Here is a 25,616-nt window from a genome sequence, read left to right as displayed (position 1 = left end):
GTGCCCCAGACCTTGCTGCAGCTCCAGGACATCTCCAAGCGCTACGCGGGCGTGCGAGCGCTGGACGGCGCGGATCTCACCTGCCATGCCGGCGAGATCCACGCCGTGCTGGGGGAAAACGGCGCGGGCAAATCCACCCTGATCAAGGTCATCGCCGGGGTGGTGCAGCCCGACGCCGGCCGCATCCTGATGGAAGGCGTGGAGCTGCGCCTGGCTTCGCCCAACGTCGCCCGCGACCATGGGATCGCCTGCGTGTTCCAGGAGCTGTCCCTGGTGCCGGACCTCTCGGTGGCCGAGAACATCTTCCTGTCGCGGCCGCCGCGCCGGCGCGGGCTGATCGACGCGAAGGCGCAGCGGGCGCAGGCCGCCACCCTGCTGGCCATGCTGGGATGCGGCGACATCCATCCCGGGGAGCGCGTGCGGGACCTGCCGCTTTCACGCCGCCAGCTGATCGAGATCGCCAAGGCGCTGAGCCTGCAGCCGCGCCTGCTGATCCTGGACGAGGCGACCTCCGCCCTGAGCAGCGAGGACGTGGAACGGCTTTACACGCTGCTGTTCCAGCTGCGCGCGCGCGGCGTGGGCATCCTGTTCATCTCGCACCGCATGCACGAGGTCAAGGCGCTGGCCGACACCTGCTCGGTGTTTCGCAGCGGCAGGCGCGTGGACAGCTTCGCCGGCGGCAGCCGCTCCGATGCAGAGGTGGTGCAGCTGATGATAGGCCGCGACGTCGCCAAGACCTACCCGCCGAAAGCCGGTCCCGCGCCCTGGGCCCAGCCCGCCATCAGCGTGCAGGGTCTGGGCTGGCCCCCCGCGCTGCACGACATCTCGCTGGAGATCAAGGCCGGCGAGATCGTCGGGCTGGGAGGGCTGGACGGGCAGGGGCAGCGGGAGTTGCTGCTGGCGCTGTTCGGCGTGCTCAAGGGCGTGCAGGGCCAGGTGCAGGTATTCGGCCAGCTGCGCCGCGACCTGGCGCCGCATGTGTGCAAGGACCCGGAACTGGGCATCGCGCTGATCCCCGAGGACCGCAAGACCGAGGGGCTGATCCTGCCCATGAGCATCCGCGAGAACATGAGCTTGGCCAACCTGCCGGCGCTGGCGCATCTGGGCATCCTCAGCGCGGCGGCGGAGTCCTCCGCCGTGGCGCGCATGGTAGAGCAGTTGCGCATCAAGATAGGCGATGCGCAAGACCCGGTGCAGACCTTGTCGGGCGGCAACCAGCAAAAGGTGGTGATCGCCAAATGGCTGATGACCCAGCCGCGCGTGCTGCTGCTCAACGACCCGACCCGCGGCATCGACGTGGCCACCAAACAGGAGCTGTATGCGCTGCTGCGCGAGCTGGCCGCCCGGGGCGTGGCCGTGCTGCTGTATTCCACCGACTATGAGGAGCTCATAGGCCTGGCCGACCGCGTGCTCATCATGTACGAGGGCCGGATCGCCCGCACGCTGGCCGGCGGCGATATCAGCGAACACGCCATCGTGGCGTCCTCGCTCAACGTTTCTTCCGGCGGCCGGGAGGCCGCCACCGTATGAACCGGCGCGGCGAATGGCGCATGGCATTGCGGCGCAACGGCGGGCCGCTGGCCGCGCTGGCGGTGTTCGTCGTGATGTTCACGCTGTTCCTGATGGAGCACCCGCGCTCGATTTCCGCGGCCATTGTGACCACCGCGTCCAACAAGGCGGTGCTGCTGGCCATCGTGGCCATGGCGCAGACGCTGCCCGTCATCACCCGGGGGCTGGATCTCTCCGTCGGCATGGTCATGGTGCTGACCGGCTGCCTGGCCTCCACGGTCGTGAACGGGGCGCCCTGGCAGGTGGCGCTGGGCATTGTGCTGGTGCTGGCCTGCGGCGCGGCGGCGGGCGCCCTCAACGGCGCCATCGTGGTGTTCGGCCGCCTGCAGCCCATCATTGTCACGCTCGCCACCGGCGCGGTGTATTTCGGCTTTGCCCTGCTGCTGCGGCCCGCGCCGGGCGGCGAGGTCAGCGAGGGGCTGTCGGACGCGCTGACCGGCCGGCTGTTCGGCGTGATCCCCACCACCATGGTGCTGCTGGCCGCGCTCGTCGTGCTGGGATGGATGCCTTTGAAGCGCACGGTGACGGGCCGCGCCTGTTATGCGGTCGGGTCCTCGGAGCAGGCGGCCTACCTCTCCGGCGTGCCGTCGGAGCGCGCCAAGTTCCTGGCCTATACCGTCGCCGGCCTGCTTTCGGGTGTGGCCGGGTTGCTGCTGTCCCTGATCGCGCTGTCGGGCGAAGCCAGCGGCCCGCAGGCCGGCCTGTACACCCTCAATTCGATCGCGGCGGTCGTGATAGGCGGCACATCGCTGTACGGCGGTACCGGCGGGATGGTCGGCTCCATCCTGGGTGCCTTTGTGCTGCGCACCATAGGCGACCTGCTGTTCGTCTTCAACGCGCCGGCGCTCTGGCAGCCCCTTTTTGAGGGCCTGATCCTGCTGGCCGCCGTGTGCATGGGCGCGGCGCGCGTGCTGCGCGTGCGAAACCGCCTGGAGCTGTTCTGATGGGTGCCACCGAACTGGTCGCCGCGCAGCCTTCGTCCGCAGCCGCGAAGACGAAGAGCCCCGTGCAGCGCCTGCTGCTGAACCCGCCCGCCGTGGTGGGGCTGTGCTGTCTGTTGCTGCTGCTGGCCGGCAGCGCCGTGAACCGCAATTTCCTGATGCCCGCCTACCTGCTGCAGCAGCTGCAGATCGCCGCTTTCCTCGGGCTGGCCGCGGCGGGGCTGATGGCCGTCATCCTGCTGGGCCACATCGACCTGTCGGTGCCCTGGACCATCACCACCGGCGCCATGATGGCCGCAGCCGCGGGCGCGGCCTATGGGGCCGGCTGGGCTATTCCGGCCGGCCTGCTTTGCGGCGCGCTGGTGGGGCTGGCCAACGGCCTGGGCGTCGCGCTGCTGCGCATCCCCTCGATGATCTTCACGCTGGGCGCCAACGCCGTGCTCCAGGGGCTGATGGTGCTGTACACCGGCGGCCATGCGCCCCAGGACGCAGCCACCCCGCTGATGCGCGAGCTGGCCGTGGGCAGGACCCTGGGCCTGCCCAACGCGGTGCTGGCCTGGGCGGCCGTTTCGCTGCTGGTGTACCTGCTGCTCACGCGCACCGCAGCCGGCCGTTATGTCTACGTGATCGGCAACAGTGAGCGCGCCGCCTACCTCAGCGGCGTGCGCACCGCCAGGATGACGGTCGCCTGTTTTGTCGCTTGCGGCATGCTGGCGGCGTTCGCCGGGGTGATGCTGGCCGGGTATTCCGGCAACGCCTACCAGGCCATGGGCGACCCCTACCTGCTGCCGGCGATTGCGGCCGTGGTGCTGGGCGGCACCAACATCCTGGGCGGGCGCGGCAGCTACCTGGGCACGGTCGCCGGCGTCGTGTTCATCGTGCTGTTGCAAAGCATGCTGGCGGTTTTGCAGATGCCCGAGGCGGGCCGCCAGATCATCTACGGGGCGCTGATACTGGCCATGCTGCTGCTGTACGGAAGATCGGCCAAAGTGAGATGAAGGGAGGTGAGCATGGGTGAACACTATGGCATCCGCGGTGATTTCCGCCTGCATGACGTCCGCTTTCGCGGCCTGGTACCGCCCAATTCCTTTGTGGAAAAACTCTACAGCGGCGCGCGCTGGGCCGAAGGGCCGGTGTATTTCCCCGCGGGTGATTTTTTGTTGTTCAGCGACATCCCCAACAACCGCATCCTGCGCTGGGTGCCCGACGGTGCCGGTCCCGGCTGTGTGCTGGAGTTCCGCAAGCCTTCCGATTTCGCCAACGGCAACACGCGTGACGGCCAGGGCCGCCTGCTCAGCTGCGAGCACGGCACGCGCTGCGTGAGCCGCACCGGGCACGACGGGCACCGCACGATGCTCGCCTCCTCGTTCCAGGGAAAAAAACTCAACTCACCCAACGACCTGGTGCTGGGGCCCGATGGGGCCTTGTGGTTCTCCGACCCGTCCTACGGCATCCTCTCGGATTACGAGGGTTATGCGGCGGAGCCTGAGTACGGCGGCCGCTACGTGTTCCGCGTCGATCCCGCCAGCGGCCGCGTGGAGGCGGCCGTGACCGACTTCGTCCAGCCGAACGGGCTGGCCTTTTCGCCCGATGGGCGGCGGCTCTACATCGCGGATTCGGGCGCCTCGCACGACCCCCAGGGACCGCGCCACATCCGTTCGTTCGAGGTGGATGAGGGCAGGCTGCGGGGTGGCGAGGTGTTCGCGACGGTGGACACCGGCATCCCGGACGGGTTACGCGTGGACGTTCTCGGCAATGTCTGGACCAGCGCCGGCGACGGCGTCCATTGCTTCACGCCGCAGGGCGAGCTGCTGGGCAAGATCCTCATCCCGGAGCCGGTGGCCAACCTCGAGTTCGGTGGCCCGCGCGGCAACCGGCTGTTCATCACGGCGACGACTTCGCTGTATGCCTGCTACCTGGCGACCTCCGGTGCGAGCGTTTCCGCGCCGCGAGCCGGCTGAGGGGATGGCCATGCCGGCGGTGATCATGCATATCCCGCCAATTGCTGCAATGCAGAAAGAAATTTCACAAGCAGCGCTCGCCAAATTCGCAAACTTGCGCGGCGGCACCAGGACTAGCATCGCCATTTTGATTGTTCCGGCGCAGACATGACTTCCTTTGAATCCCTTCCCCAGGTCCGTTACGAGGGCCCGCAGTCGACGAATCCGCTGGCCTACCGTCATTACGACGCCAAGGAGCGCGTGCTGGGCAAGACGCTGGAGCAGCACCTGCGGCTGGCCGTTTGTTACTGGCATACCTTTGTGTGGCCCGGCAACGATGTGTTCGGGCAGCCGACCTTCGCGCGGCCCTGGCATGTTCCGGGTGACGAGCTGACGCTGGCGCGCCGCAAGGCCGACGCTGCCTTCGGCCTGATCTCGCGGCTGGGCGTGCCCTTTTACACCTTTCACGACACCGACGTGGCGCCCGAGGGCGCAAGCCTGGCGGACTACCGCAGCAACCTTTCGGCCATGGTGGACGTGCTGGCGCAAAAGCAGCAGGAAACGGGGATCGCGCTGCTGTGGGGCACGGCCAACCTGTTCAGCCATCCGCGCTACGCCGCCGGCGCCGCGAGCAACCCCGACCCCGAAGTCTTCGCCTACGCCGCGACGCAGGTCTTCAGCGCGCTCAATGCGACGCATCGCCTGGGCGGCGCGAACTACGTGATGTGGGGCGGACGCGAAGGCTACGACACGCTGCTCAACACCGACTTGCGCCGCGAGCGGCGCCAGCTCGGCCGCTTCATGCAGATGGTGGTGGAGCACAAGCACAAGATAGGCTTCGCCGGCCAGCTGTTGATAGAGCCCAAGCCGCTGGAGCCCACCAAGCACCAGTACGACTACGACAGCGCCACGGTCTATGGTTTCCTCAAGGACTTCGGCCTGGAGCGCGAGATCAAGCTGAACATCGAGGCCAACCACGCCACGCTGGCGGGGCACAGCTTCCAGCACGAGATCGCCACGGCCGCCGCGCTGGGCATCTTCGGCAGCATAGACGCCAACCGGGGCGACCCGCAAAACGGCTGGGACACCGACCAGTTCCCCAATAGCGTGGAAGACCTCACGCTGGCGATGTACGAGATCCTGCGCGCGGGCGGGGTCGGCAGCGGCGGCTTCAACTTCGACGCCAAGGTGCGCCGCCAGAGCATGGACCCCGTGGACATCCTGCACGGGCACGCCGGCGCCATCGACGCGCTGGCCCTGGCACTCAAGAGCGCCGCGCGGCTCGTGGAGGCCGGTGAGCTCGAGCGCTTTCGCACCGAGCGCTACGCCCGCTGGGACGGTGACCTGGGCCGCGGCATCCTGGGCGGGGACATGAAGCTCAGCGAGGTGGCGGAATACGCCTTTGTGCAGGACCTGCGGCCCCGGCCGGTGAGCGGGCGGCAGGAGTGGCTGGAAAACCGCGTGAACGCGGCGATCTTCGACCCCGTCGCCTGAGTGCACCATGAACCCGGACGTCGGCTTCCAGCAGGTGACAAAGCGCTTCGGGCCCGTGCAGGTGCTGCATGGCGTGAGCTTCGCTTTCGCGCCCGGTCGCGTGTACGGCGTGCTGGGCGAGAACGGCGCCGGCAAGTCCACGCTCATGAAGATACTGGCCGGCTATGAGCCGGCCAGCGAGGGCTCGGTGGAGATAGGCGGGCAGGCCGTGAGCTTCAGGGGGCCGCGCGACGCCGAGGCCGAAGGCATCGTGATGATCCACCAGGAGTTCAACCTCGCCGACGACCTGAGCATCGCGCAGAACATTTTCCTCGGGCACGAACTGACGCGCCACGGCTTGCTGGACGAGCGGGCGATGGCGCGCCGCGCCGAGGCGGCCATGCGCTCGGTGGGCCTGGCCTGCGACCCCGGCCGGCGCGTGCGCGACCTGATCGTGGCCGAGAAGCAGCTGGTGGAGATCGCCAAGGCCCTGAGCCGCAATGCCCGCGTGCTGGTGATGGACGAACCCACCGCCACGCTGACACCGTCGGAAACCGAGCGGCTGTTCGCACTGATCGCGCAATTGCGTAGCCAGGGTGCCACGGTGCTCTACATTTCGCACAAGCTGGACGAGGTCGAGCGCATCACCGACGAAGTGCTGGTCATGCGCGACGGCCGGCTGGTGGCGCACCGGCCCACGGGCAGCGTGACCCGCCAGCAGATGGCCAGCCTCATGGTGGGCCGCGAGCTCAGCGACCTGTTTCCACCGCGGCAGCCCGTGCCCGATGGCGCGCAGGCGCTGCTCAAGGTCCAGAACCTGCAGGTGCCCGGCTGGGCGCAGGACGTGAGTTTCCAGGTACGCGCCGGCGAGATCCTGGGTTTTGCCGGGCTGGTCGGCGCCGGGCGGACTGAATTGTTTGAAGGCCTGCTGGGCTTGCGCCCCGCGAGCTGCGCGGCGGTGGACGTCGCGGGCCGGCCGTGGACGCGGCGCAGCCCGCGCTCGGCCGCGCGCCTGGGGCTGACCTACCTCAGCGAGGACCGCAAGGGCCGCGGCCTGCACCTGCGCATGGGCGTGCCGGAGAACCTCACGCTGATGGCCCTGGAGCGCTACGCCCAGCCCTGGCTGGATCCCGCGGCGGAGCGCGCGGCCCTGAAGCAGGCGAGCGAAGCCTTCGGCATACGCGCGGCGGCCGGCGTGCCGGCGTCGGCATTGTCCGGCGGCAACCAGCAGAAGCTGGCGCTGGCCCGCGTGCTGCAGCCGCAGCCGCAAGTCGTGGTGCTCGACGAGCCCACGCGCGGCGTGGACGTGGGGGCCAAGCGCGACATTTATTTCCTGATCCGGCGCCTGGCCGATGAGGGCCGCGCCGTCGTCATCGTCTCGTCCGAGCTGCTCGAGCTCATAGGCCTGTGCCACCGCGTCATCGTCATGCGCCAGGGCCGGATGGCCGCCGAGCTGCCGCAGGACCAGCTCACCGAAGAACTGCTGATCGCCCATGCAACTGGAACCCACTAAACCCATGGCTGGTGTATCGCCAGCGCCCATGATGGCGCGCCGCTGGGCCGGCCTGCGCGGCGGCGGCCCGCTGGCGGGCCTGGTGCTGGTGTGCGTGCTGGGCGCCATGCTGAACGAGAACTTCGCCAGCCTGGACAACGCCATGAACGTGCTGACCCGAACGGCGTTCATCGGCATCATTGCCGTGGGCATGTGTTTTGTGATCATCTCCGGCGGCATAGACCTGTCGGTGGGGTCCATGGCGGCGCTGATCGCGGGCGCCATGATCCTGCTGATGAACGCCGCCGCGGGCGCCGGCTGGCCGCCGCTGGCCGCCATCCTGGCCGGCATGGCATGCGCCGTCGGCCTGGGCGCGCTCTTCGGCCTGGCCCACGGCCTGCTGATCAGCAAGGGTCGCATAGAACCTTTTATCGTGACCCTGGGGACGCTGGGCATTTTCCGCGCCTACCTCACCTACTTCTCCAACGGCGGCGCGATCACGCTGGACGGCTCACTGGCAACCGCCTACGGCCCGGTGTACTACGGCAGCTGGCTGGGTGTGCCGGTGCCGGTGTGGGTCTTTGTCGTGGTTGCGCTGCTGGGCGGCCTGATCCTGAACCGCACGGCCTACGGCCGCTACGTGCAGGCCATAGGCTCCAACGAGCAGGTGGCCCGCTATGCGGCCGTGGAGGTCGACCGCGTCAAGGTGCTGACCTATGTGCTGCTGGGCGTTTGTGTGGGCATCGCCACCGTGCTCTACGTGCCGCGCCTGGGCTCGGCCTCGCCGTCCACCGGCCTGCTCTGGGAGCTCGAGGCGATCGCGGCCGTGATCGTCGGCGGCACGGCGCTCAAGGGCGGCGCCGGCAGCATCACCGGCACCGTCATTGGCGCGGTGCTGCTTTCGGTGATCAGCAACATCCTGAACCTCACCAGCATCATCAGCGTGTACCTGAACGCCGCGGTGCAGGGCTTTGTGATCATCGCGGTGGCGTTCTTCCAGCGCGGGCGTAAATGATGGAGTTCACCGGCGGAGCTGCCGTTTTTTCAGCCAACCTTTCAGCCAACCCAAAGAGGAGACAAACCATGAAACCGATCACCCAATTGCTGGCGGCAAGCGCCGCCGTCCTGGCCTTGCTCGGCGCCGCGCCGGCGGCGCTGGCGCAGAACAAGCCGCATATCGGCGTGTCCATCCCCGCCGCCACCCACGGCTGGACGGGCGGGGTGGTGTACTGGGCCAACCGCACCAAGACGGAACTGGAAAAGCAGTACCCCGGCCTGAAGGTCACCGTCAAGACGGCCGGCTCGGCCGCCGAACAGGCCAACCAGGTGCAGGACCTGCAGACGGCCAACAAGATCGACACGCTGGTGATTCTTCCCTTCGAGTCCGCGCCGCTCACCCAGCCCGTCGCGCAGGTCAAGGGCAAGGGCGTGTACGTCACCGTGGTGGACCGGGGCCTGACCGACGCCGGCGCGCAGGACGCCTACGTGGCGGGCGACAACCCCGGCTTCGGCAAGGTGTCGGGCGAGTACATGGCCAAGGCCATGGGCGGCAAGGGCAACGTCGTCGTGCTGCGCGGCATCCCCACGGTCATCGACAACCAGCGCGTCGACGCCTTCATGGCGGTGATGAAGAGCCACCCCGACATCAAGGTGCTGGATGCCAAACACGGCAACTGGAACCGCGACGATGCCTTCAAGGTGATGCAGGACTACCTCACGCGCTTCAAGCAGATCGACGCCGTGTGGGCCTCGGACGACGACATGGCGGTGGGCGTGCAGAAGGCGATAGACCAGGCCAAGCGCGGCGACATCAAGATGGTGCTGGGCGGCGCCGGCTCCAAGGACTACATCAAGAAGGTGATGGACGGCGACAAGATGGTTACGGCCGACGTGACCTACTCGCCCGCCATGATCGCCGACGCGATGAAACTCACCGCGGCCGCGCGCGTCAAGGGCGAGAAGCTGCCGGCCTCCACCATTATCCCCTCGGTGCTGGTGACCAAGGACAACGCCAAACAGTACTATTTCCCCGACTCCCCGTTCTGAGGCAATCATGGCCAGACCCGTCACACTTTTTACCGGACAGTGGGCCGACCTGCCGCTGGCCGAACTCGCACCCCTGGCGCGCGGCATGGGCTACGACGGGCTCGAGCTCGCTTGCTGGGGCGACCATTTCAACGTGCAGGAAGCGCTGGGCAGCGACCGCTACCTGCAGGACAAGCGCAACCTGCTGGAAAAGCACGGCCTGCGCTGCTTCGCGATCGGCAGCCACCTCGTGGGCCAGGCCGTGTGCGACCTGATCGACGAGCGCCACCAGTCCATCCTGCCCGCGCATGTGTGGGGCGACGGCGATCCCGAGGGCGTGCGCCAGCGCGCCGCGCGCGAGATGCAGGACACGGCGCGCGCCGCGGCCAAGCTGGGCGTGAAGGCGGTCACCGGCTTCACGGGTTCCTCGATCTGGCATTCGCTGTACGCCTTCCCGCCGACGCCGCAGGCGTACTGGGACAAGGGCTTCGCGGATTTCGCGCAGCGCTGGAAACCCATCCTGGACGTCTTCGAATCCTGCGGCGTGAACTTCGCCCTGGAGGTGCACCCCACCGAGATCGCTTTCGACACGGCGTCGGCGCAGCGCGCCGTCGAGGCGGTGGCGGGGCACAGGCGCTTCGGTTTTAATTTCGACCCCAGCCACCTGGGCTACCAGGGTGTGGACTACGTGAAGTTCCTGCGCACCTTCAGCGACCGCATCTACAACGTGCACATGAAGGACGTCTGGTGGGGCAAGGGCGACGGGACGGCCGGCGTGTTCGGCGGCCACACCAGCTTCGGCGACGCGCGCCGCTACTGGGACTTCCGCAGCGTGGGCCGCGGCATGATCGACTTCGAGTCCATCATCGTCGCGCTCAACGACATCGCGTACGCCGGGCCGCTCAGCGTGGAGTGGGAGGACAGCCGCATGGACCGCGTGCACGGCGCCACCGAGAGCGCGGCCTATTGCAAGCGGCTGGACTTCAAGCCGGCGGCGGGCGCTTTCGACGCCGTCTTCGACAAGGCCAAACAGGGCGGGATGGCCGGGTCATGACGGGCAAGCTGCGTTACGCCATGGTGGGCGGCGGGCAGGGCGCCTTCATAGGTGCCGTGCACCGCAAGGCGATGGCGCTGGACGGCCAGATGGAGCTGGTGGCCGGCGCGCTGTCCTCCGACCCGCAGCGCGCGCGCGCTTCCGGCGCCGAGCTGGGGCTGGCCGACGCGCGCAACCACGGGCGCTGGCAGGACCTGCTGGCCGATGAGCTCAAGCGGCCGGTGCACGAGCGCATAGATTTTGTGTCCATCGTCACGCCCAACCATGTGCACTTCCCGGTGGCCCAGGCCTTCGCCGAGGCGGGCATCCACGTGGTCTGCGACAAGCCGCTGGTGCACAGCAGCGAAGAGGCCCAGGCGCTGGAGCGGGCCGCGCAGCGCAGCGGCTGCGTGTTCGGGGTGACCTACAACTACACGGGCTACCCCATGGTGCGCGAAGCCCGCGAGCTGGTGGCCAAGGGCCTGATCGGTGAGCTGCGCAAGGTCATCGTCGAATACAACCAGGGCTGGCTCGCCACCAATCTGGAGGCCACTGGCCAGAAGCAGGCCGGCTGGCGCACCGATCCCGCGCGCAGCGGCCTGGCCGGCGCCATGGGCGACATCGGCTCGCACGCCGAAAACCTGGTGGCCACGGTGACCGGCCTGGAGCTGGACAGCATCTGCGCGGACCTGACCACCTTTGTGCCGGGCCGCCGCCTGGACGACGACGGCAATGTGCTGCTGCGCTTTAGCAATGGCGCCAGGGGTGTGCTCATCGCGTCGCAGATCGAGGTCGGCTGCGAGAACGACCTGCGCCTGCGGGTGTTCGGCAGCCAGGGCACGCTGGTGTGGCACCAGGAGGAGCCGAATCGCCTGGTGCACCAGCCCATCGACGGCCCTGCGCGCGTGCTGACCCGCGGCTCGCCCTGGCTGGGCGAGGCCGCGCGCCGCGCCACGCGGCTGCCCACGGGCCATCCCGAAGCCTTTCTCGAGGCCTTCGCCAATGTGTACCTCGGCGTCGCCGCGCACATCCGGGCGGTGCAGGCGGGACGGGCGCCCGATCCGCTGGAGGCCGACTACCCGCGCCTGGCCGACGGCGCGCGCGGCGTGCGCTTCATCGAGAAGGTGGTGGAGTCCGCCGGTAGCCAGGCCAAGTGGACGCCGATGCGCTGACGCATGTTCCTCGGCATCGATCTCGGCACCTCCGGCGTCAAAGCCGTGGTCCTGGACCGCGGGCACCAGGTCCTGGCCAGCGGCAGCGCGCCGCTGGCGGTCGAGCAGCCGCACTCCCTGTGGCGCGAGCAGGACCCGCGGGACTGGTGGCGTGCCTGCGATGAGGCCGTGCGCCAGGCGCTGGCCGGGCTGGCGGCTGCGGGCCGCAGCCCAGGCGACGTGGCGGGCATCGGCCTGACCGGCCAGATGCACGGTGCGACCTTGCTCGATGCGCAAGGCCAAACCCTGCGGCCCGCCATCCTGTGGAACGACGGCCGCAGCGCCGAGGAATGCGCCCTGCTCGAGCGCCAGGTGCCGCGCTCGCGTGAGATCACCGGCAACATGATGATGCCCGGTTTCACGGCGCCCAAACTCTTGTGGGTGGCGCGCCATGAGCCGACGGTGTTCGAACGCGTGCGCCGCGTGCTGTTGCCCAAAGACTGGCTGCGCTGGCGCATGACCGGCGAGTTCGCCACCGACATGTCGGACGCCGCGGGCACGCTGTGGCTGGACGTGGCCGGGCGCGGCTGGAGCGACGAGCTGCTGGCCGCCTGCAACTTGTCGCGTGCGCACATGCCGGCCCTGTACGAGGGGCCGGAGCCTACGGGCATGCTGCGCGCGGACCTCGCGCGGGACTGGGGCTTGCGCAGCATCCCGGTGGCGGCCGGCGCGAGCGACAACGCCGCCGGCGCGCTGGGCGCCGGCGTTTACCGAGCGGGCGACGCGATGCTGTCGCTGGGCACTTCGGGCGTGGTCTTCGTCGCCACGCGCGAATTCGTCTCCAATCCCGGGCAGGCGGTGCACAGCTTTTGCCATGCCTTGCCGCGCACCTGGCACCTGATGTCGGTCATGCTGTCGGCGGCTTCCTGCCTGGATTTCACCGCCTCGCTGCTCGGCGAGCCCGACGTCGGGCGGCTGCTGGCCGAGGCCGAGGCGCGCGGCCTGCGGCCGTCCACGCCGCTGTTCCTGCCTTACTTGAACGGGGAGCGCACGCCGCACAACAACCCCCAGGCCGAGGCTGTTTTTTTTGGCCTGAATGCGGGCACCGTACGCGCCGACCTGGTCAACGCCACGCTGGAAGGCGTGTGCCATGGGCTGGCCCAGGGCATCGCCGCCTTGCAGGCCACCGGGGCCGGGCTAACGCAGGTCAGCCTGATAGGCGGCGGCTCGCGCAGCGCTTACTGGGCCCAGATGCTGGCCGACGCCACGGGGCTGGAGGTGGTCCGGCGCGAGGACTCCGCCGTGGGGCCTGCACTGGGTGCCGCCAGGCTTGCCTGGCTGTGTGTGGACAGGGCGCACGCGCAGGATGTGCTGAAGGCGCCCGCGGCGCTGGACAGCTGCACGCCCCGGCCCGTCGAACGAGAGCGATGGAAGGAGCGCGGGGCGCGTTTTGCCGCGCTGTACGCCGGTGTCGCACCGCTATACGGCGCGCAAGGCCTTTGATGGCGTGCGCACGGCAAGGCATCCCGTTGCGCCAATGCGCAGCAGGATGCCTTGTGTTGGGACTGAAAGCTACCGGTGGCGGCTGCTGTCGCAGCCGTCATCGGCGCTCAACAGCGCGGAATGCGCTTATTGAACGACAGGGAAGTCGCGGTCAAAGGCGGAGGCCGACACGGTGGTGCCGATCTCGGCTTTGACTTCAGCGCGGGTCTTGTTGCTGGCGGGTGCCGTGTAGACGTCCTGGTAAGTCCGGCCGATGTTCGCGGAATAGCCTTCGCGCTGGGCTTGTGCCAGCTCGGCTTTGACTTCGGCGCGGGTCTTGGTGCTGACCGACTTCACCTGGTCTTGCGGGAAGGGGTCGCGGCCTTCGGCGAAGCTGCTGGCCGAGCCGAAGAAGGCCAGTGCGGAGACGGCAAGAACGGAGGCGGAGACGAGATTCGATTTCATGGTGAATTTCCTTTAGAACAGTTTTTGAAATATCCGGTCGGACGGGCTGCGTGCCCGAGGGGCCTTCCTCGCTGAGTCGCGTTATGAATGTGGCTCACCGATGCATCCCAGCTTGTTCCGCAAGGGCCATAGACAAGTGCGTGTTTGCAGAACATTCCATTGCCGAAATCGGAACAATGAAGGCGCGAATTCACGGAACTTTTGGGGCGAAAGTTTTTTGAAAGCTTTGCGTCAAGAAGCGCATGCGCCCGTTGTTGCGCATGGCGAAATCAAATGGCGTCGATGCCGCGCGTTGAACGCGCGGCACTCACTCCTGCCGCGTGTCCATTCTTTTAATCACCCTGCGCGTGTATTCGGTCATGAATTCGAGGAACACGCTGGTGCGCACCGGAATGAATTTGCGGCTGGGCAGCGCCGCGTACAAGGTGTTGGTGCCGGTGATCCAGGGCGCGAGGATGCGCCGCAGCGCGCCGCTGTTGAGGTGGTTGGCCACCAGGTCTATGGACTGGCTCATGATGCCGGCGCCGTCCACGCAGGCGCGTATCAGCGTGTCGCTGTGGTTGACCAGCATGCTGGGTTCTATCTGCACTTCGATGACGCGTTTGCCTTCGTCGGGGTTGGTCAGGCGCCAGATGCGGTGGCGATTGGCGGCCTGCTTGACGCGCAGGTTGTGGTACTGCGGCAGGTCTTCGGGCCGCGCCGGCGTGCCGTTGCGGCGCAGGTAGTCGGGCGAGGCGCAGAGCACACCGTCCGATGAGGCGATGGGCCGCGCGATGATGTTGGCGTCAAAGGCGTCGCCGGCGCCCAGCAGCGTGAGGTCGTAGTCCTCGACTGGCGGCACCAGCGGCGAGTCCACATGGATGTCGAGCACCACTTTGGGGTAGCGCCGGCCGAACTCGGCCACCAGCGGCGCCAGCACATGCACGGCGAACACCGGCGGCGTCATGATGCGTATGGTGCCGGACATCTCCTGCGCATGGGCCTGGGCGGCGGCATGGGCTTCGTCGATGTCGCTCAGGATGTGCCGCACGCGGGCCAAATAGGTTTCGCCGGCATCGGTCAGCGCCAGGCGGCGCGTGGTGCGCTGCAGCAGGCGCACGCCCAGATGGTCTTCCAGGTCGCCGACCAGGCGGGTCACGACGGCGGACGAAATATCAAATTTGCGCGCCGCAGCGGCAAAACTGCCGTCATCCACGACTTGCTGGAACACCCGCATTGATTGAAGCCTGTCCATGGGTTAACCCTTATATAGCACCTTTATTGTTGCTAATTTAACAGCAATGTATTGTTGGAATTGGTATTTTTTGTTTGATTTAACAGGAATACAGTTCATACATCGATGAGCCGAAGCCACTTACAAGGCGACTCACCGAGGCTGGACAGACGGGGAGATGAGCCCGCCATGCCCGGAACGTCACTTAACTTTTGAGAGGATATTCATCATGAAATCGAACTTTGTTGCCGCCGCTGTTGTTGCCGTTGCCGCCCTGACTTCCGTCGCTGCTTCCGCCCAGCCCCTGAACGCCTTCCTGCTGGACCAGATGCAGGCACCCGCCACCAAGACTCGCGCTGAAGTCAAAAGCGAAGTGCTGCAGGCCCAGAAGACCGACGCCACTTCCAGCTTCAATGGCGTGACCGCCCAGCAAAACCTGGCCGCTCCCCGCGCTGAAAAAGCCGGCGCAGCCCCCCAGGCGGCTGCAGAGCTCGTGAAGACCAGCGCCCAGTAAGCTTGCACAAGCCGGCCTTTGCCGGTTCTGACGCAATCGCCCCGGTAGTCCGAAAGGATTGCCGGGGCGATTGCATTGGTGCCTGACGAACGCAGCGAACTCGGCGCTGCAGCAGGGCGCGGCCGGCGGTCACGCGCATCGTGGTCCGGCTGGACCGCATCCACGGTATCTCAGCCGGGCTCTAGAATCACCGGCATCTTGAGAACCTCCAGTACACCCTACGCCTTTGCCTTTGTCGCCGCACATTTGTTGGCCCTGCCGGGCCTGGCTATGGTGCTTCACCTGTACATCGTTGGCAAAGTGGCGAGCAGCGGTGGCTGGCTGTTGGAGGCGTTGGAGCTGTTGTTTTCAGGCGTGGTGGTACTGCCCGCGGCGCTGCTGTGCACGGTGCTCTTGCTGATTGCAGGCTTGTTCTCCCGGGTGCGGCCGTGGGCTAGCCTCGTGCTGTTACTGGTCAATGCGACCGTGCTGGCTGTTGGCTGGACGATCAGTCCATCCACCGAAGCCGCGGAACTGCTGGTCTGGGTTGCCACAGCACTGTCGGCCGCGGCTGCGGCCGCGCTGGCGTGGCAGGCGTTTTCGCCGGTGACGAGGCCTGAGCGGAACATGCTGTGGGGTCAGCTCCTTCTGGCTGTTGGGCTGGGGATTGGATTGGGGCTGGCAGGCGGCGGCAGTGTCCCTGTTCCGCCTCCTGCCGAGCCCGATCCCATGGCGGCGATACCGCCAGAGCGCGTATTCAAGGGATTGTTGGGCGGCAAGCCGACACACCTCGCGGTGCATGACTGCAAGGTCTATCGCGCCATACCCAAGGAGTCCAGGGAGTCCGGGGACGGCTGGCAGATGGTGCTCGAACCGGATCTCTATCCATTCTTCACGTATTGCGAGCGGCAGTCGCTGCAGGTAGACAACGGTGTCGTCACTGTCACCCTCGGGCGCATCGCCTTCGGTGCGGGAGGCTGCTGCGCCACGGGTGGCACTTACCGTTCCAGGGATGGCGAGCTGTGGAAGAAGCTGTGAAGTGCGCCGGATGAGGGCGAACTCTAGCCCGCCATCGGCGCCCAGTGGTTGTCCAGCCGCACATTCTTGAGCACCGGCGAAGCCGTGCGGCCCGCGCCATCGCGCATCAGCGCGCCGAGCCGCCCGCCGGCCCAGAGTGTGGTGTCTGCTTCGCCCGCCGTAGAAGCTGAGGCGACGGCGCAGGCTTCTTGCAGCGGGAAAAAATCTGTCCAGCGTCCATCGGCCTGCCACACGGCCACGCCATTGGCGCGCGGGCAGCCTACGGCAAAAGCGCCCGCCGCCCAGGCGATGTCGCCGCCGTAGCCGGCCAGCGCATGGCCGGCACCGGCGTCGCAGGTCCGCAGCGTCCGGCCGTCAAAAAGCGCCAGTACGGGCGCGCCGGTTTTGGCCGCGGTGTCGTCATGCTCGGCCTGCAGCGCGATGCCCAATACACGCGGGCCGCCCGCCGCCGGTGCGCGGCCCCAGGCCATGTGGCGCAGGCTCAGGCGCTTGTCGGCCAGGCGCCACTGGCCCAGCAGCGCGCCGCTGCGCGTGTCCAGCCGCACCAGCGAGGCATCCATGCGACCCATGTGAATCTTCAGCCGCCCGGTTTCGGGCAAGGCGGGAATGCCGCCGTTGGCCACCATGAGGCTGCCGTCGGCATCGAGCAGCAATTCATGCGGGTCCATGCCGTGGGTGGGCCATTCACCGGTTTTTTCCAGCGTGGCGGCATCGCGCAGGCCTATCAGGCCCTGGCCGGTTTCAAGGTGGGTTTCGGTGGTGTACAGCAGTGTGCCGTCGGGGCTGGTAACCACATGGCCGTTGAAAGCGCGGTCGGGCTCTATCCAACCCCAGGCGAGGGCGCGCCCGCCGCCGGCTGCATCGGGCTTCCAGCGCAGCAGCCAGTCGCCGGGCCGGCGCGCCACCGCCAGCAGCGTGCCGCCGGCCTCGGCCCAGACACCGTGCGCGCGTGTCGGCACGTCCAGTGCGGCGCTCACGGCCAGCGCCGCGCCGCGCTGCGCGAGCACGCCGACCTGGTAGCCGTTTTTGCCCTCCCAGGCCGCGACCAATCGCGGCGCGCGCACGGCGGCCATGGCAGGCATCGCCACCGGTGCGGCCAGCGCGGCGGCATAGGCCAGCCACTGGCGGCGTTGCAGGGTGAAGGGATGGTTCATGTCGACGCCGTCAATCGCCGTCGGCGTCTGAAAACCCGATGCTGACTTCCAGCGCGGGCGCGATCTCGGCCTCGGTGAGTTTTTTCAGCTCGGCCAGTGAGCGGCCGGCGGCCGTCATGCCGGCCTTGCTTGCGGGCGAGACGTTCTGCAGCGCCTTGTCGGCCTTGCCCACGCTTTGTGCCAGCAGGTCGGCCGGCTCGTTGCGGCCCAGGCCGCGCAAATAGGTTTCAATCGGCGCCAGGCCGGCGCCGGGACGCGGCGCTTCGGCGGCTTGCGAGGCGCCCAGCGTGCGCAGCGCCTGCCATTGCGCGGCCCAGCGCGCGGCGGTCTGGCCGCTGGCGCCGCGCGCATAGGCCGCGGCATTGCGGCCGCCTTGCGCGCTGCCGGCAAGGCGGGGCTTTTCCATTTCGGCCCAACGCAATCGCTCCAGCGCGCCCGTCCACTGGTTGATGAGTTCGCTCATCGCGGGGCCCTGGCTTTCCTCGGCCTGGCCGGGCGGGCGCTCGGCCAGTTCGCCAAAGGCTTTGGCCAACGTGTCGGCTTCGCGCTGGATATCGGCCGCCACCTGCAGCGCATAGCGGCAGGCCGGCGTGGCCGGCGCGATGGGCTGGCTCCACAGCAGCCACTCGAGCGCGGGCAGGCCCCTGGCCGGCGTGCCTATGCTTTCCATGGCGGTCGCGTCTTGCGGCGCGGTTTGTATCGCGCGCTTGATGAGCTCGGGCCGTGTCGGCGTGAAGTCAATCTGGCGTGCTGAGCGCCGCTGCACCAGCGGGCCCACTTGCACGCCGCTTAAACGGTCCCAGGCAAGCGCGCTGCTTTTCCAGCGTTCGCGCGCCTGCTCCAGTTTCGCCGTGGCCGCGCCGGCGTCCGCGTCGCAGACCGCGGAAATCGCCGTGGGAAGGCCGCCGGCCTGTTCGGCAAAGGCGGCGGCTTGCGGCGCATACCAGAAGCGATACACGCCGCGCATGAAATCGCCGGCGGTGTAAAAAGGCACGGCGACATTCGGTGCGACGGTTTGCGCGCATGCGGCGCCGCAGGCCAGCAAGGCAATGCCGGCAAGGGCCTTCCATGGGGAGCGCGGGGTCTTCATGGCGTTCACAGCGATTCGAGGAATTTGACCAGCGCGGCGCGTTCCTGCGCATTCATCCGCAGGACCTTGTCCTTGCTGGCTTTAGCTTCGCCGTCGTGCCAGAGCACGGCCTCCAGCGCGCCGCGCGCGCGGCCATCGTGCAGCAGACGGTTGTGGCCGTTGACGTCGGGCACCAGGCCCAGGCCCCACAGCGGCGGCGTGCGCCACTGGCGGCCGTTGGCGAGAAAGTCGGGCCGGCCGTCGGCCAGGCCTTCGCCCATGTCGTGCAGCAGCAGGTCGGTGTAGGGCCAGATGGTCTGGCCCTGCGCGGCCTTGCTGCCCAGGCGCGGGAAAGGAATGTCACCGGTCACATAACTGGGCCGGTGGCAGGCGGCGCATTGCGCCTGGGCAAACAGCTTCTGGCCTTGCACGACCTGGGCGTCCTTCGGGTTGCGCCGGGCGGCAGGCGCCAGCGTGCTTTCGTAGAACACCACGTCGTTGAAAGTCTTCTCGTCGATCTCGGGCGCCTTGCCCTGCGCGCCGCGCGGTGCGGCCAGGCAATCCTTTTGCGCGCTGGTGCAGCTTTCCTTGGGGAACAGTGGTGACGTAATGCCCATGTCGCCCAGGAAAGCGCCGCCGGTCTGGTGCGCCAGCGTGGCGACGTTGGCCTTCCAGCCGAAACGGCCCACGCGCAGTTGCTGCGTGGGCGCGTCCCAGACCTGGTTGACGGTGCCGCGCACGGCGCCGCCCAGGGCCGCCTGCTCGTGCGCATTGCGCAGGATCTCCGCCTCGGGGATCGCCTCGAGCAGGCCGACGCCGGCCATCTGCGGCGCGATGCGCGGGCTCAGCATCAGGTCTTTGGCCATGGGGCCGTAATTGAGTTTGCTGAAACCGTAGCGCGGCTTTTGCAGCTGGTAAGGCGTGCCGTCGGCGAACTTGCCGCGCACGGTCTCGTAGCGCAGCGAGATCTGCCCTTCGGGCATCACGCCCTGAACCGCGAAGTTGGAAAACTGGTCGCCGTACACCGGGTCGGGCAGGGGGCCGCCGTGCGCGTCCTTGCCCGGAATCGAGAGGCGCAGCAAGAGGCCGACCGGCTGCTCGGACAGGCCGCGCGTGAAATCGGGCGGCGCGCCGCGGCCGTCCTGCACATGGCAGCCGCCGCAGGAGCGCGCGATGAAGTGCGGGCCCAGGCCGTCGCGCGCGGTGGTCGAGGACGGCGCCTGCACCCAGTTGCGCCTGAAAAAAGAATTGCCGATGACAAAACGCGTGCGTTCCTCGTCGGGCAGGTTGGCCAGCGGGAAGGAAAACGCGTTCTGGCCGGTGGCGAACACGGTGGTGTCGCCGCCGGTTTTTTCGTCATCGGGCGCGGCGCTGTCCTGCGCGACGCCCGCATGGGTCCAGAGGGCCAGGCCCGCAAGGCCCGCCACGGCCAGCCAGGCGAGACCCGCGCGCAGGCGGCGCGCGGCCAGGTGGGGGAAAGCGCCGCGCAACACTTAGGGTTTGACCAAAGTCAGCTTGGTGATGCCGGCCGCGTTGGCCGCCTCGACCAGGTCCTTGCTTTGCTGCACCAGGCTGTCTATGGTTTTTTGCACGCGCAGGCGGCCGGGTGCGTCCTTGGCGCCGACGATCTCGCGGTCAAACGGCGCCTGTATGCCTTCGGCCGCGGCGACCGAGGCGGCAATCTGCAGCGTGGTGCGGTCCGCCAGCGCCGGGCTTTTGGTGGCCACCAGCTCGCGCAGCGAAGCGCCGCTGAGCGTGCTGCCGTCGGCGCGTTTGTACTGGCCCAGCCACACGTTTTGTATGCCCTTGGCGTTGGCCACCACGTCGCGGTGCGTGTTGTCGGAAAAGCACGAGTGCTCGTCTTCCTGGTCCTGGCTGGCCAGCGCGACCTCCAGGCGCTCACCCGCGAGTTCGCCGCGCGAGAGCGAGCCCAGGCCGACAAACATCTTGCGCACCGACTCCATGCCGCCGCGCTCGAATTTCGCGCGGTAGGAGGTGGCCGTGGGCGCCCAGGCCTTGGTGAGGCTGCGCAGGTCGTCGACCAGCAGCTCGGTCACCACCTGCAGGTACTGGCGGCGGCGGTCGGCGTTGGGCTTTTTGCCGTCCACAAAGTCTTCAAACGAACGGTTGCCGGGGCCGGTGGTGCTCAGGTCCTGGCCCCACAGCAAAAACTCGATGGCATGCCAGCCGGTGGCGATGTTCTCTTCGCCGTTGCGCTCGTTGAGGCTGGCCAGCTGCTTTTTGCCGATGGCGGTCTTGCGGTTGTTGATGATGCCGGCATTGGGCGCGTCCTTGACGTAGTCGACATAGGATTCGTCCATGGGCCAGGCATTGATGCGGCCTTCGGGGCCGTTTTTGTCGTCGATCGGGCCGCCGTAAAAGCGGAAGGCCTCGGTCTGGCCGTAAAACTCGCGCGCGTCCAGCCAGGCCTTGCGCGCGGCTTTGAGTCCTTCGTCGGAAGGCGCGGCGGTGAAAGACTGCACGGCTTTTTGCAGCGTGAGGGCGCCGGCCAGGGTGTCTTCATAGCTGGCCAGCACCAGCTGGGCATAGTGCTTGGCCACGGCGGGAGCCGTCGCCGCCTGCGCGGCCGGCGCCGCTGCCGTGGTGCCGTTCGCGGCGGCTGCGGGCTGGGCCATGGCGGGCGCCGCCAGCAGGGCGAGCAGGGTGGCAAGAACAACGGGTTTCAGCACGGGTGTCATGGCGGCTCCTGGGATTTGTGAAGGGCAAAGCCAGGATTATACAAATGAGAATAGTTATCAATATCATCGACACACGGAATGCCGGGTCTTTCTTTCACGGCTCGAGGCAGTCAAGCGTGTGGGCGGCTCTCAGCGTCGCCGGCTTGCCTTGCGCGCTTCGTAGCGCTTCATCAGCGGCGTGACCGAAACGCCGTGCGCGACCACCGAGGCCACGATGACGGCCAGCGTGATGGACAGCAGCTGATGGGCCAGCGCACGCTCGATGTCGTGGTTGATGGCGTAGAGCAGGTAGTACAGCGAGCCTATGCCGCGTATGCCGAACCAGCCCATGAGCCGGCGCTGCGAGCCCTTGACCGGTGTGCCCAGCAAGCCGACATAAACGGCCACGGGCCGTACCACCAGGAACAGCAGCGGGATGAACCACAACACCTCGGCACGAAAGCGCGTCGTCGCCACCAGCACGCCGACAGCCAGCACGATGGCGACTTCGGCAAAGCTTTCCAGCTGGCTGTTAAAGCGCTCCACCGCCCGCATCATGTGGGCCGGCGCCTCGGCGCCCGAGGCCTCCTGTTCCGCGGGGCTCAGGGCCTCGCTGGGATCGGGCGCCTGCACCTGCGGGCGCACATGGGGCTCGTCGATGCGGCGCAGCGCCAGCCCGGCCGCGAACACCGCGAGGAATCCGTAGGTGTGGCTCAGCAGCGCCAGGCCGTAGGTCAGCGCTATCAGTCCCAGCGCGATGAACTCGTCCGAGCCCAGCGCCTCGCGGTGCCGCATGCGCAGGTAAAGAATGAGGCGGCCCACCAGCGTGCCAAGCAGCCAGCCCAGCGCCAGGCCGCCGGCCACCGCCCACAGCACGTCGACGGCCCACCAGCGCCAGCCGCCTTCGCCGAGCTCGTGCAGGCCCAGCAGGCCCAGTCCGAGCATGACGAAGGGAAAGGCCGTGCCGTCGTTGAGCCCGCCTTCGCCCGTCAGGCCGAAGCGCAGGCGGTCGCGGTCGCCGGGGTTGGCCACTTGCACGTCGGAAGCCAGCACCGGGTCCGTGGGCGCGAGGATGGCGCCCAGCAACACGGCCGCGCCCAGCGGCAGGCCCAGGGCATAGACGCCCAGCGCGGCGATGGCCGCCACCGTGAGCAGCATGGAGACCGTCGCCAGCTGCACCGGCACGCGCCAGCGGCGGTCCTTGAAGCGGAACTCGAGCTTCATGCCGCAGGTGAACAGCGAGACCAGCACGGCCACTTCCGTGAGGCGCTCCAGCAGCACGGTGTTCTTCATCGCGTCGAGCTTGAGCAGCCCCAGCCCCACCGGGCTGACGGCCACGCCCACGCCGAGGTAAAGCATGGCGGCGCTCAGCGGCAGGCGCGCGATGAAGGAGCCGCCCAGCGTCATCGCGATCAGCAGCGCGCCGGCCACGATACAGGCCAGGGTGAAGGTGGTGGGCTCGGTCATGGGCCCAGCTTGGGGCCGGCCCGTGCTTTTATGTATCAGCCGGCACGCCGTCCGCGTGCTGGCAAAAATGCCGAAGGGCGCCGAAAAAGAGCGCCGCGGCTACCAGTCGACCAAGCTCAGGCCCACGCTCAGCACCGTGCGCTTGCGGTTGTAGTCGACCAGGCTGTCGCCGTAGCCGCTGAACAGCTGCACGTGGTAGCGCAGGCCGGTGTAGTTGGGCGAGGAGGCGGGCGCCATCATCCAGTCAAGGCGCGCCGAGCCCCGGGCTTCCTTGCGCAGCGAATGCCGCAGCGTGATGCCCAGGGTGTTGGCCTTGTTGACCTGCCAGCTGCCGGTGACTTCGGCGCGGCCTATGTAGTTCTCGATGCCGGGGTTGTCGTCGTTGCCGGATGACTCTTTGAGCCGGTCCCAGATGCGCCCCTGCAGGGTCAGGCCCGAGTCCTGGCCCAGCGTCTTTTCGGCCGCGCCCATCAGGTAGACGCGGTTCCAGCTGCGCGACAGCGGCAGCGACTGGCCGTTGGACTGGTGCACCAGCCCCAGGCCCGAGAGCCGGTAGGTCCAGCCGCCGGCCAGCGGAATCTGGTGCGGGTAGATGTAGAGAACCTCGGGCTCATGGTCGGTGGTACGGAAAGGCCGCGAAATGCTGCCGTTGAACAGCTGCCAGTAGCTTTGCTGTGTGTAGCCGAACCACAGCGAGTCGTGGTCGTCGTCGTCCTCGGGGCCGTTCTTGAACAAGCCCTTGGCGATCTTGGTGCGCACCGAGAGCTGGATCTTGTTCTCGGTCCGCATATAGGGTTGCGCGGTCAGCGCGGTATGGCCCAGCGAAGGCGACGAGGGCTGCATGTTCACGCTGTCGGAGGTCGACACCGCCAGCGTGATCGGCCGGTAGCCGCGCAGTGCGAAGGTATCGCAGTCGGTGCCGCGCTGCAGCTCCCAGAAGCGCGAGAGTTCGGAGTACTTGGTGTTCTTGCAGCCTATGGGTTTGCCGTCGGGCGCCTCGGTGTTCAGCGAAGGCAGCAGCAGCACCGGCGTGGCCGGCTGGCCGGTCGCCGGATTGGCCGGTGCCGTGGTGAGGCTGGGCGCGGGCATGTTGGCCGGTGTCTGCGCGTCGGCCCACTGCTGGAAGCAGGCCAGTTGCGCGGCAGGGTCGGCTTTGAGAGCCTGGCAGGCCTGCCAGCCCAGGGGTGACCGCGCGGCGGAGGGTGTTTGCGCTTGCGCGCTGCTGGTGCTCGCGAGCGCCAGGAGGCCGGCCCAGAGCAGGGGCGCGGCGAATGCGGAGGGGTTCAGTCGCATGGGTGGCTGTGGGTCCGGTGGTGTTCTAGAGGATTCTCGGGCGAGCCGGGCTCAAGGCAGCCGGGTCAGCGTGAAGGGCACTTCGGGCGCGTTGTCGGGCGCGCTGCTGCTGGTGTCTTTCCAGCTGCCCTTGAAGGCCTTGCCGCAGGAGCCCTCGACCATTTCGCCGTTCCAGGTGCCGGTGATGCTGATGTTGTCGGAGGACTCGTCAAGCAGCAGCATGCCGCCCTCGAGGTCGCCGGCCAGCGCGGCCTTGGCGGCATGGCCGGCAATGGCCTTGGTGCCGGCGGCCGCGCCCAGGTCGCGGCTCACGATGCCGGCCAGGCTTTCGGCGAATTCCGCGTGGCGCTCCAGCAGCATGGTGGCGCGGGCCGGCAGGCCGGCGGGCGGATTGGTAAAGCGCACGGCCCACAGGCCGTACAGCTGCGCGGCCTTCATGTCCGCCGCCGCGGGGCATCCGGTGTCAGTCTTGGTTTGGGCGCTAACCCCGGTAAATATTGCGCAAGACGCTATCAAGAAAAGAGCAAACCGAAAAGTGTTCGAAATCATGGACAGGTGAGCGCCGGCTCGGGCGCTCAGAACGGGGCTACAGGAAAACGCTGCACAGGCCCAGGCCGGGCGGCCGGGGCCGCGGCGCAGCGGTGGGAGGGAAAACCCGGGCGGCAAGTTGCGGGGTTTAAGCAACGCACCTGCCCTGGGGCCTGCGAACTATCTCACGAATACATCTTCTATGACGCGCAACACAGGTTAACCCGTGAGTTGAAACCATTTGTAACTGCAATACTACATTTGTTTCCATTTATCCAAAGAGGTGTCCACCATGAAAATCCGTCAATATGTGAGTGTGCTGATGCTGGCTTTGCTGGCCGGCCAAGCCTGGGCCCAGGGCGCCCCGCTGGTGTTCGCCGTGAATGAGGGTGTGACTTACCGTGTCAACCCGGGTGCCACCGTTGAGCGCTTTCGCGACCTTTCCGACGACCTGGGCAAGCTGCTCAAGCGTCCGGTCAAGATACAACCCGTAACAGATTACAAAGAGCTCGCGGCGGGCCTGGCCGAGCAGCGCTACGACATCGCCTATGTACATCCGGCCCACCATTCCATCCGGGCCATGAGCAAAAGCGGTTACCGCCTGGTCGCGCTGACCAAAGGTTTTACCGAGTACCGCGCTACCTTCATGGTGAAAAGCGATTCACCGCTCAAGACGCTGGCCGACCTGAAGGGCCAGAAAATCGGCGCACCCGACGAAGACTCCATCACCTCGGTGATCATGCGCGCCACCCTGCGTGACGCCGTGGGACCGCAGCCGCTGGAAACCAACTATGTGAAGCTGCAGGAGGCCGTGCCCTTCATGGTTGAACACGGCATGGTGGCCGCAGGCGTCACGGCATCGCGCTCGGTGGTCAAGGACTGGCAGGACAAGGGCGGCAAGGTGCTGGGCACCAGCAAGCCCGTGCCCATCAAGCACCTGATCGCCAGTGGCAAAATCCCCGACGCGCAGCGCGCCCAGCTCACCGCTTACTTCGCCGGCCTGGACCAGTCCCCCGACGGCAAGAAACGGCTGGAGGCGCTGAATGTGCCGGGCTTTGTTGAGTTTGACGAAACTGCCCTGGTGGGCATCGGCAAGTGGCTGGGGCTTTGAA

At 67.6% G+C, this 25,616-nt stretch carries 24 protein-coding genes; 15 read left to right on the top strand and 9 right to left on the bottom strand.

All coding sequences use genetic code 11. From position 1 onward, the window contains the following. From AC1D09_RS23605 to xylB, 12 genes are all read left to right on the top strand, one after another. Complete coding sequence (locus AC1D09_RS23605) at positions 1–1,530, top strand: sugar ABC transporter ATP-binding protein (protein WP_477664140.1); 1,530 nt, start codon at positions 1–3, stop codon at positions 1,528–1,530. After that, positions 1,527–2,513 carry an ABC transporter permease gene (locus tag AC1D09_RS23600; RefSeq protein ID WP_477664139.1) on the top strand — a complete coding sequence of 329 codons (987 nt, stop codon included), beginning with the start codon at positions 1,527–1,529 and terminating at the stop codon, positions 2,511–2,513. Before AC1D09_RS23605 ends, AC1D09_RS23600 begins: the two co-directional genes overlap by 4 nt. Next, positions 2,513–3,508: an ABC transporter permease gene (locus tag AC1D09_RS23595; RefSeq protein ID WP_477664138.1), complete on the top strand. Its 996-nt coding sequence runs from the start codon at positions 2,513–2,515 to the stop codon at positions 3,506–3,508. The genes AC1D09_RS23600 and AC1D09_RS23595 overlap by 1 nt, the downstream gene beginning before the upstream one ends. A gap of 12 nt (positions 3,509–3,520) precedes the next feature. Next, complete coding sequence (locus AC1D09_RS23590; RefSeq protein ID WP_477664137.1) at positions 3,521–4,471, top strand: SMP-30/gluconolactonase/LRE family protein; 951 nt, start codon at positions 3,521–3,523, stop codon at positions 4,469–4,471. 10 nt (positions 4,472–4,481) lie between these two features. Beyond that, a complete protein-coding gene (locus AC1D09_RS23585) occupies positions 4,482–4,622 on the top strand; it encodes a hypothetical protein (protein ID WP_477664136.1) in 141 nt (46 codons plus the stop codon). Continuing rightward, positions 4,619–5,944, top strand: a complete 1,326-nt coding sequence (xylA, locus tag AC1D09_RS23580; RefSeq protein ID WP_477664135.1) for a xylose isomerase — start codon at positions 4,619–4,621, stop codon at positions 5,942–5,944. Before AC1D09_RS23585 ends, xylA begins: the two co-directional genes overlap by 4 nt. 7 nt (positions 5,945–5,951) lie before the next feature. Beyond that, positions 5,952–7,436 carry a sugar ABC transporter ATP-binding protein gene (locus AC1D09_RS23575; protein ID WP_477664134.1) on the top strand — a complete coding sequence of 495 codons (1,485 nt, stop codon included), beginning with the start codon at positions 5,952–5,954 and terminating at the stop codon, positions 7,434–7,436. Positions 7,437–7,440: 4 nt separating this feature from the next. Further along, positions 7,441–8,430, top strand: a complete 990-nt coding sequence (locus AC1D09_RS23570) for an ABC transporter permease (protein ID WP_477664133.1) — start codon at positions 7,441–7,443, stop codon at positions 8,428–8,430. Positions 8,431–8,498: 68 nt separating this feature from the next. After that, positions 8,499–9,461 carry an ABC transporter substrate-binding protein gene (locus AC1D09_RS23565; protein ID WP_477664132.1) on the top strand — a complete coding sequence of 321 codons (963 nt, stop codon included), beginning with the start codon at positions 8,499–8,501 and terminating at the stop codon, positions 9,459–9,461. A 7-nt stretch (positions 9,462–9,468) separates the two neighbouring features. Further along, positions 9,469–10,494 (top strand): sugar phosphate isomerase/epimerase family protein, encoded by a 1,026-nt coding sequence (locus AC1D09_RS23560; protein ID WP_477664131.1) that lies wholly within the window; start codon positions 9,469–9,471, stop codon positions 10,492–10,494. Beyond that, the gene (locus tag AC1D09_RS23555; RefSeq protein WP_477664130.1) at positions 10,491–11,645 is read left to right on the top strand and encodes a Gfo/Idh/MocA family protein; all 1,155 of its coding nucleotides are present in this window, start codon (positions 10,491–10,493) and stop codon (positions 11,643–11,645) included. Before AC1D09_RS23560 ends, AC1D09_RS23555 begins: the two co-directional genes overlap by 4 nt. Before the next feature lie 3 nt (positions 11,646–11,648). Continuing rightward, entirely contained in the window at positions 11,649–13,127 is a 1,479-nt protein-coding gene (gene xylB / locus AC1D09_RS23550; RefSeq protein ID WP_477664129.1) for a xylulokinase, read from the top strand. A gap of 126 nt (positions 13,128–13,253) precedes the next feature. Here xylB and AC1D09_RS23545 read toward each other — a convergent pair whose 3' ends face one another. Both AC1D09_RS23545 and AC1D09_RS23540 read right to left on the bottom strand, forming a co-directional pair. Beyond that, positions 13,254–13,571, bottom strand: a complete 318-nt coding sequence (locus AC1D09_RS23545; RefSeq protein ID WP_477664128.1) for a DUF4148 domain-containing protein — start codon at positions 13,569–13,571, stop codon at positions 13,254–13,256. Between the two features lie 307 nt (positions 13,572–13,878). Then, positions 13,879–14,805 carry a LysR family transcriptional regulator gene (locus AC1D09_RS23540; protein ID WP_477664127.1) on the bottom strand — a complete coding sequence of 309 codons (927 nt, stop codon included), beginning with the start codon at positions 14,803–14,805 and terminating at the stop codon, positions 13,879–13,881. Between the two features lie 208 nt (positions 14,806–15,013). On the opposite strand from AC1D09_RS23540, the gene AC1D09_RS23535 reads away from it, so the two are divergent. Both AC1D09_RS23535 and AC1D09_RS23530 read left to right on the top strand, forming a co-directional pair. Continuing rightward, on the top strand, positions 15,014–15,298 hold the full coding sequence (locus AC1D09_RS23535; RefSeq protein ID WP_477701254.1) for a DUF4148 domain-containing protein: 285 nt from the start codon (positions 15,014–15,016) through the stop codon (positions 15,296–15,298). Positions 15,299–15,496: 198 nt separating this feature from the next. After that, positions 15,497–16,315 carry a hypothetical protein gene (locus AC1D09_RS23530; protein WP_477663479.1) on the top strand — a complete coding sequence of 273 codons (819 nt, stop codon included), beginning with the start codon at positions 15,497–15,499 and terminating at the stop codon, positions 16,313–16,315. A 23-nt stretch (positions 16,316–16,338) separates the two neighbouring features. Here AC1D09_RS23530 and AC1D09_RS23525 read toward each other — a convergent pair whose 3' ends face one another. From AC1D09_RS23525 to AC1D09_RS23495, 7 genes are all read right to left on the bottom strand, one after another. After that, on the bottom strand, positions 16,339–17,469 hold the full coding sequence (locus AC1D09_RS23525; RefSeq protein WP_477663478.1) for a DUF1513 domain-containing protein: 1,131 nt from the start codon (positions 17,467–17,469) through the stop codon (positions 16,339–16,341). 10 nt (positions 17,470–17,479) lie between these two features. Then, positions 17,480–18,559 (bottom strand): imelysin family protein, encoded by a 1,080-nt coding sequence (locus AC1D09_RS23520; RefSeq protein ID WP_477663477.1) that lies wholly within the window; start codon positions 18,557–18,559, stop codon positions 17,480–17,482. Positions 18,560–18,564: 5 nt separating this feature from the next. After that, positions 18,565–20,031: a di-heme oxidoreductase family protein gene (locus AC1D09_RS23515; RefSeq protein ID WP_477663476.1), complete on the bottom strand. Its 1,467-nt coding sequence runs from the start codon at positions 20,029–20,031 to the stop codon at positions 18,565–18,567. Beyond that, positions 20,032–21,237, bottom strand: coding sequence for an imelysin family protein (locus AC1D09_RS23510; RefSeq protein ID WP_477663475.1), 1,206 nt, complete (start codon positions 21,235–21,237; stop codon positions 20,032–20,034). Positions 21,238–21,366: 129 nt separating this feature from the next. Further along, the gene (locus tag AC1D09_RS23505; protein WP_477663474.1) at positions 21,367–22,683 is read right to left on the bottom strand and encodes a cation:proton antiporter; all 1,317 of its coding nucleotides are present in this window, start codon (positions 22,681–22,683) and stop codon (positions 21,367–21,369) included. A gap of 99 nt (positions 22,684–22,782) precedes the next feature. Next, positions 22,783–23,976, bottom strand: a complete 1,194-nt coding sequence (locus tag AC1D09_RS23500; RefSeq protein WP_477663473.1) for a phospholipase A — start codon at positions 23,974–23,976, stop codon at positions 22,783–22,785. A gap of 51 nt (positions 23,977–24,027) precedes the next feature. Beyond that, positions 24,028–24,414 (bottom strand): hypothetical protein, encoded by a 387-nt coding sequence (locus AC1D09_RS23495; protein ID WP_477663472.1) that lies wholly within the window; start codon positions 24,412–24,414, stop codon positions 24,028–24,030. A 382-nt stretch (positions 24,415–24,796) separates the two neighbouring features. Between AC1D09_RS23495 and AC1D09_RS23490 the strand changes: the two genes are divergently transcribed. Beyond that, positions 24,797–25,615: a phosphate/phosphite/phosphonate ABC transporter substrate-binding protein gene (locus tag AC1D09_RS23490; RefSeq protein ID WP_477663471.1), complete on the top strand. Its 819-nt coding sequence runs from the start codon at positions 24,797–24,799 to the stop codon at positions 25,613–25,615. Position 25,616: the final 1 nt, after the last annotated feature.

Source organism: Polaromonas sp. P1_A2 (assembly GCF_056406895.1).
This window is presented reverse-complemented; position numbering and strand designations above follow the sequence as displayed.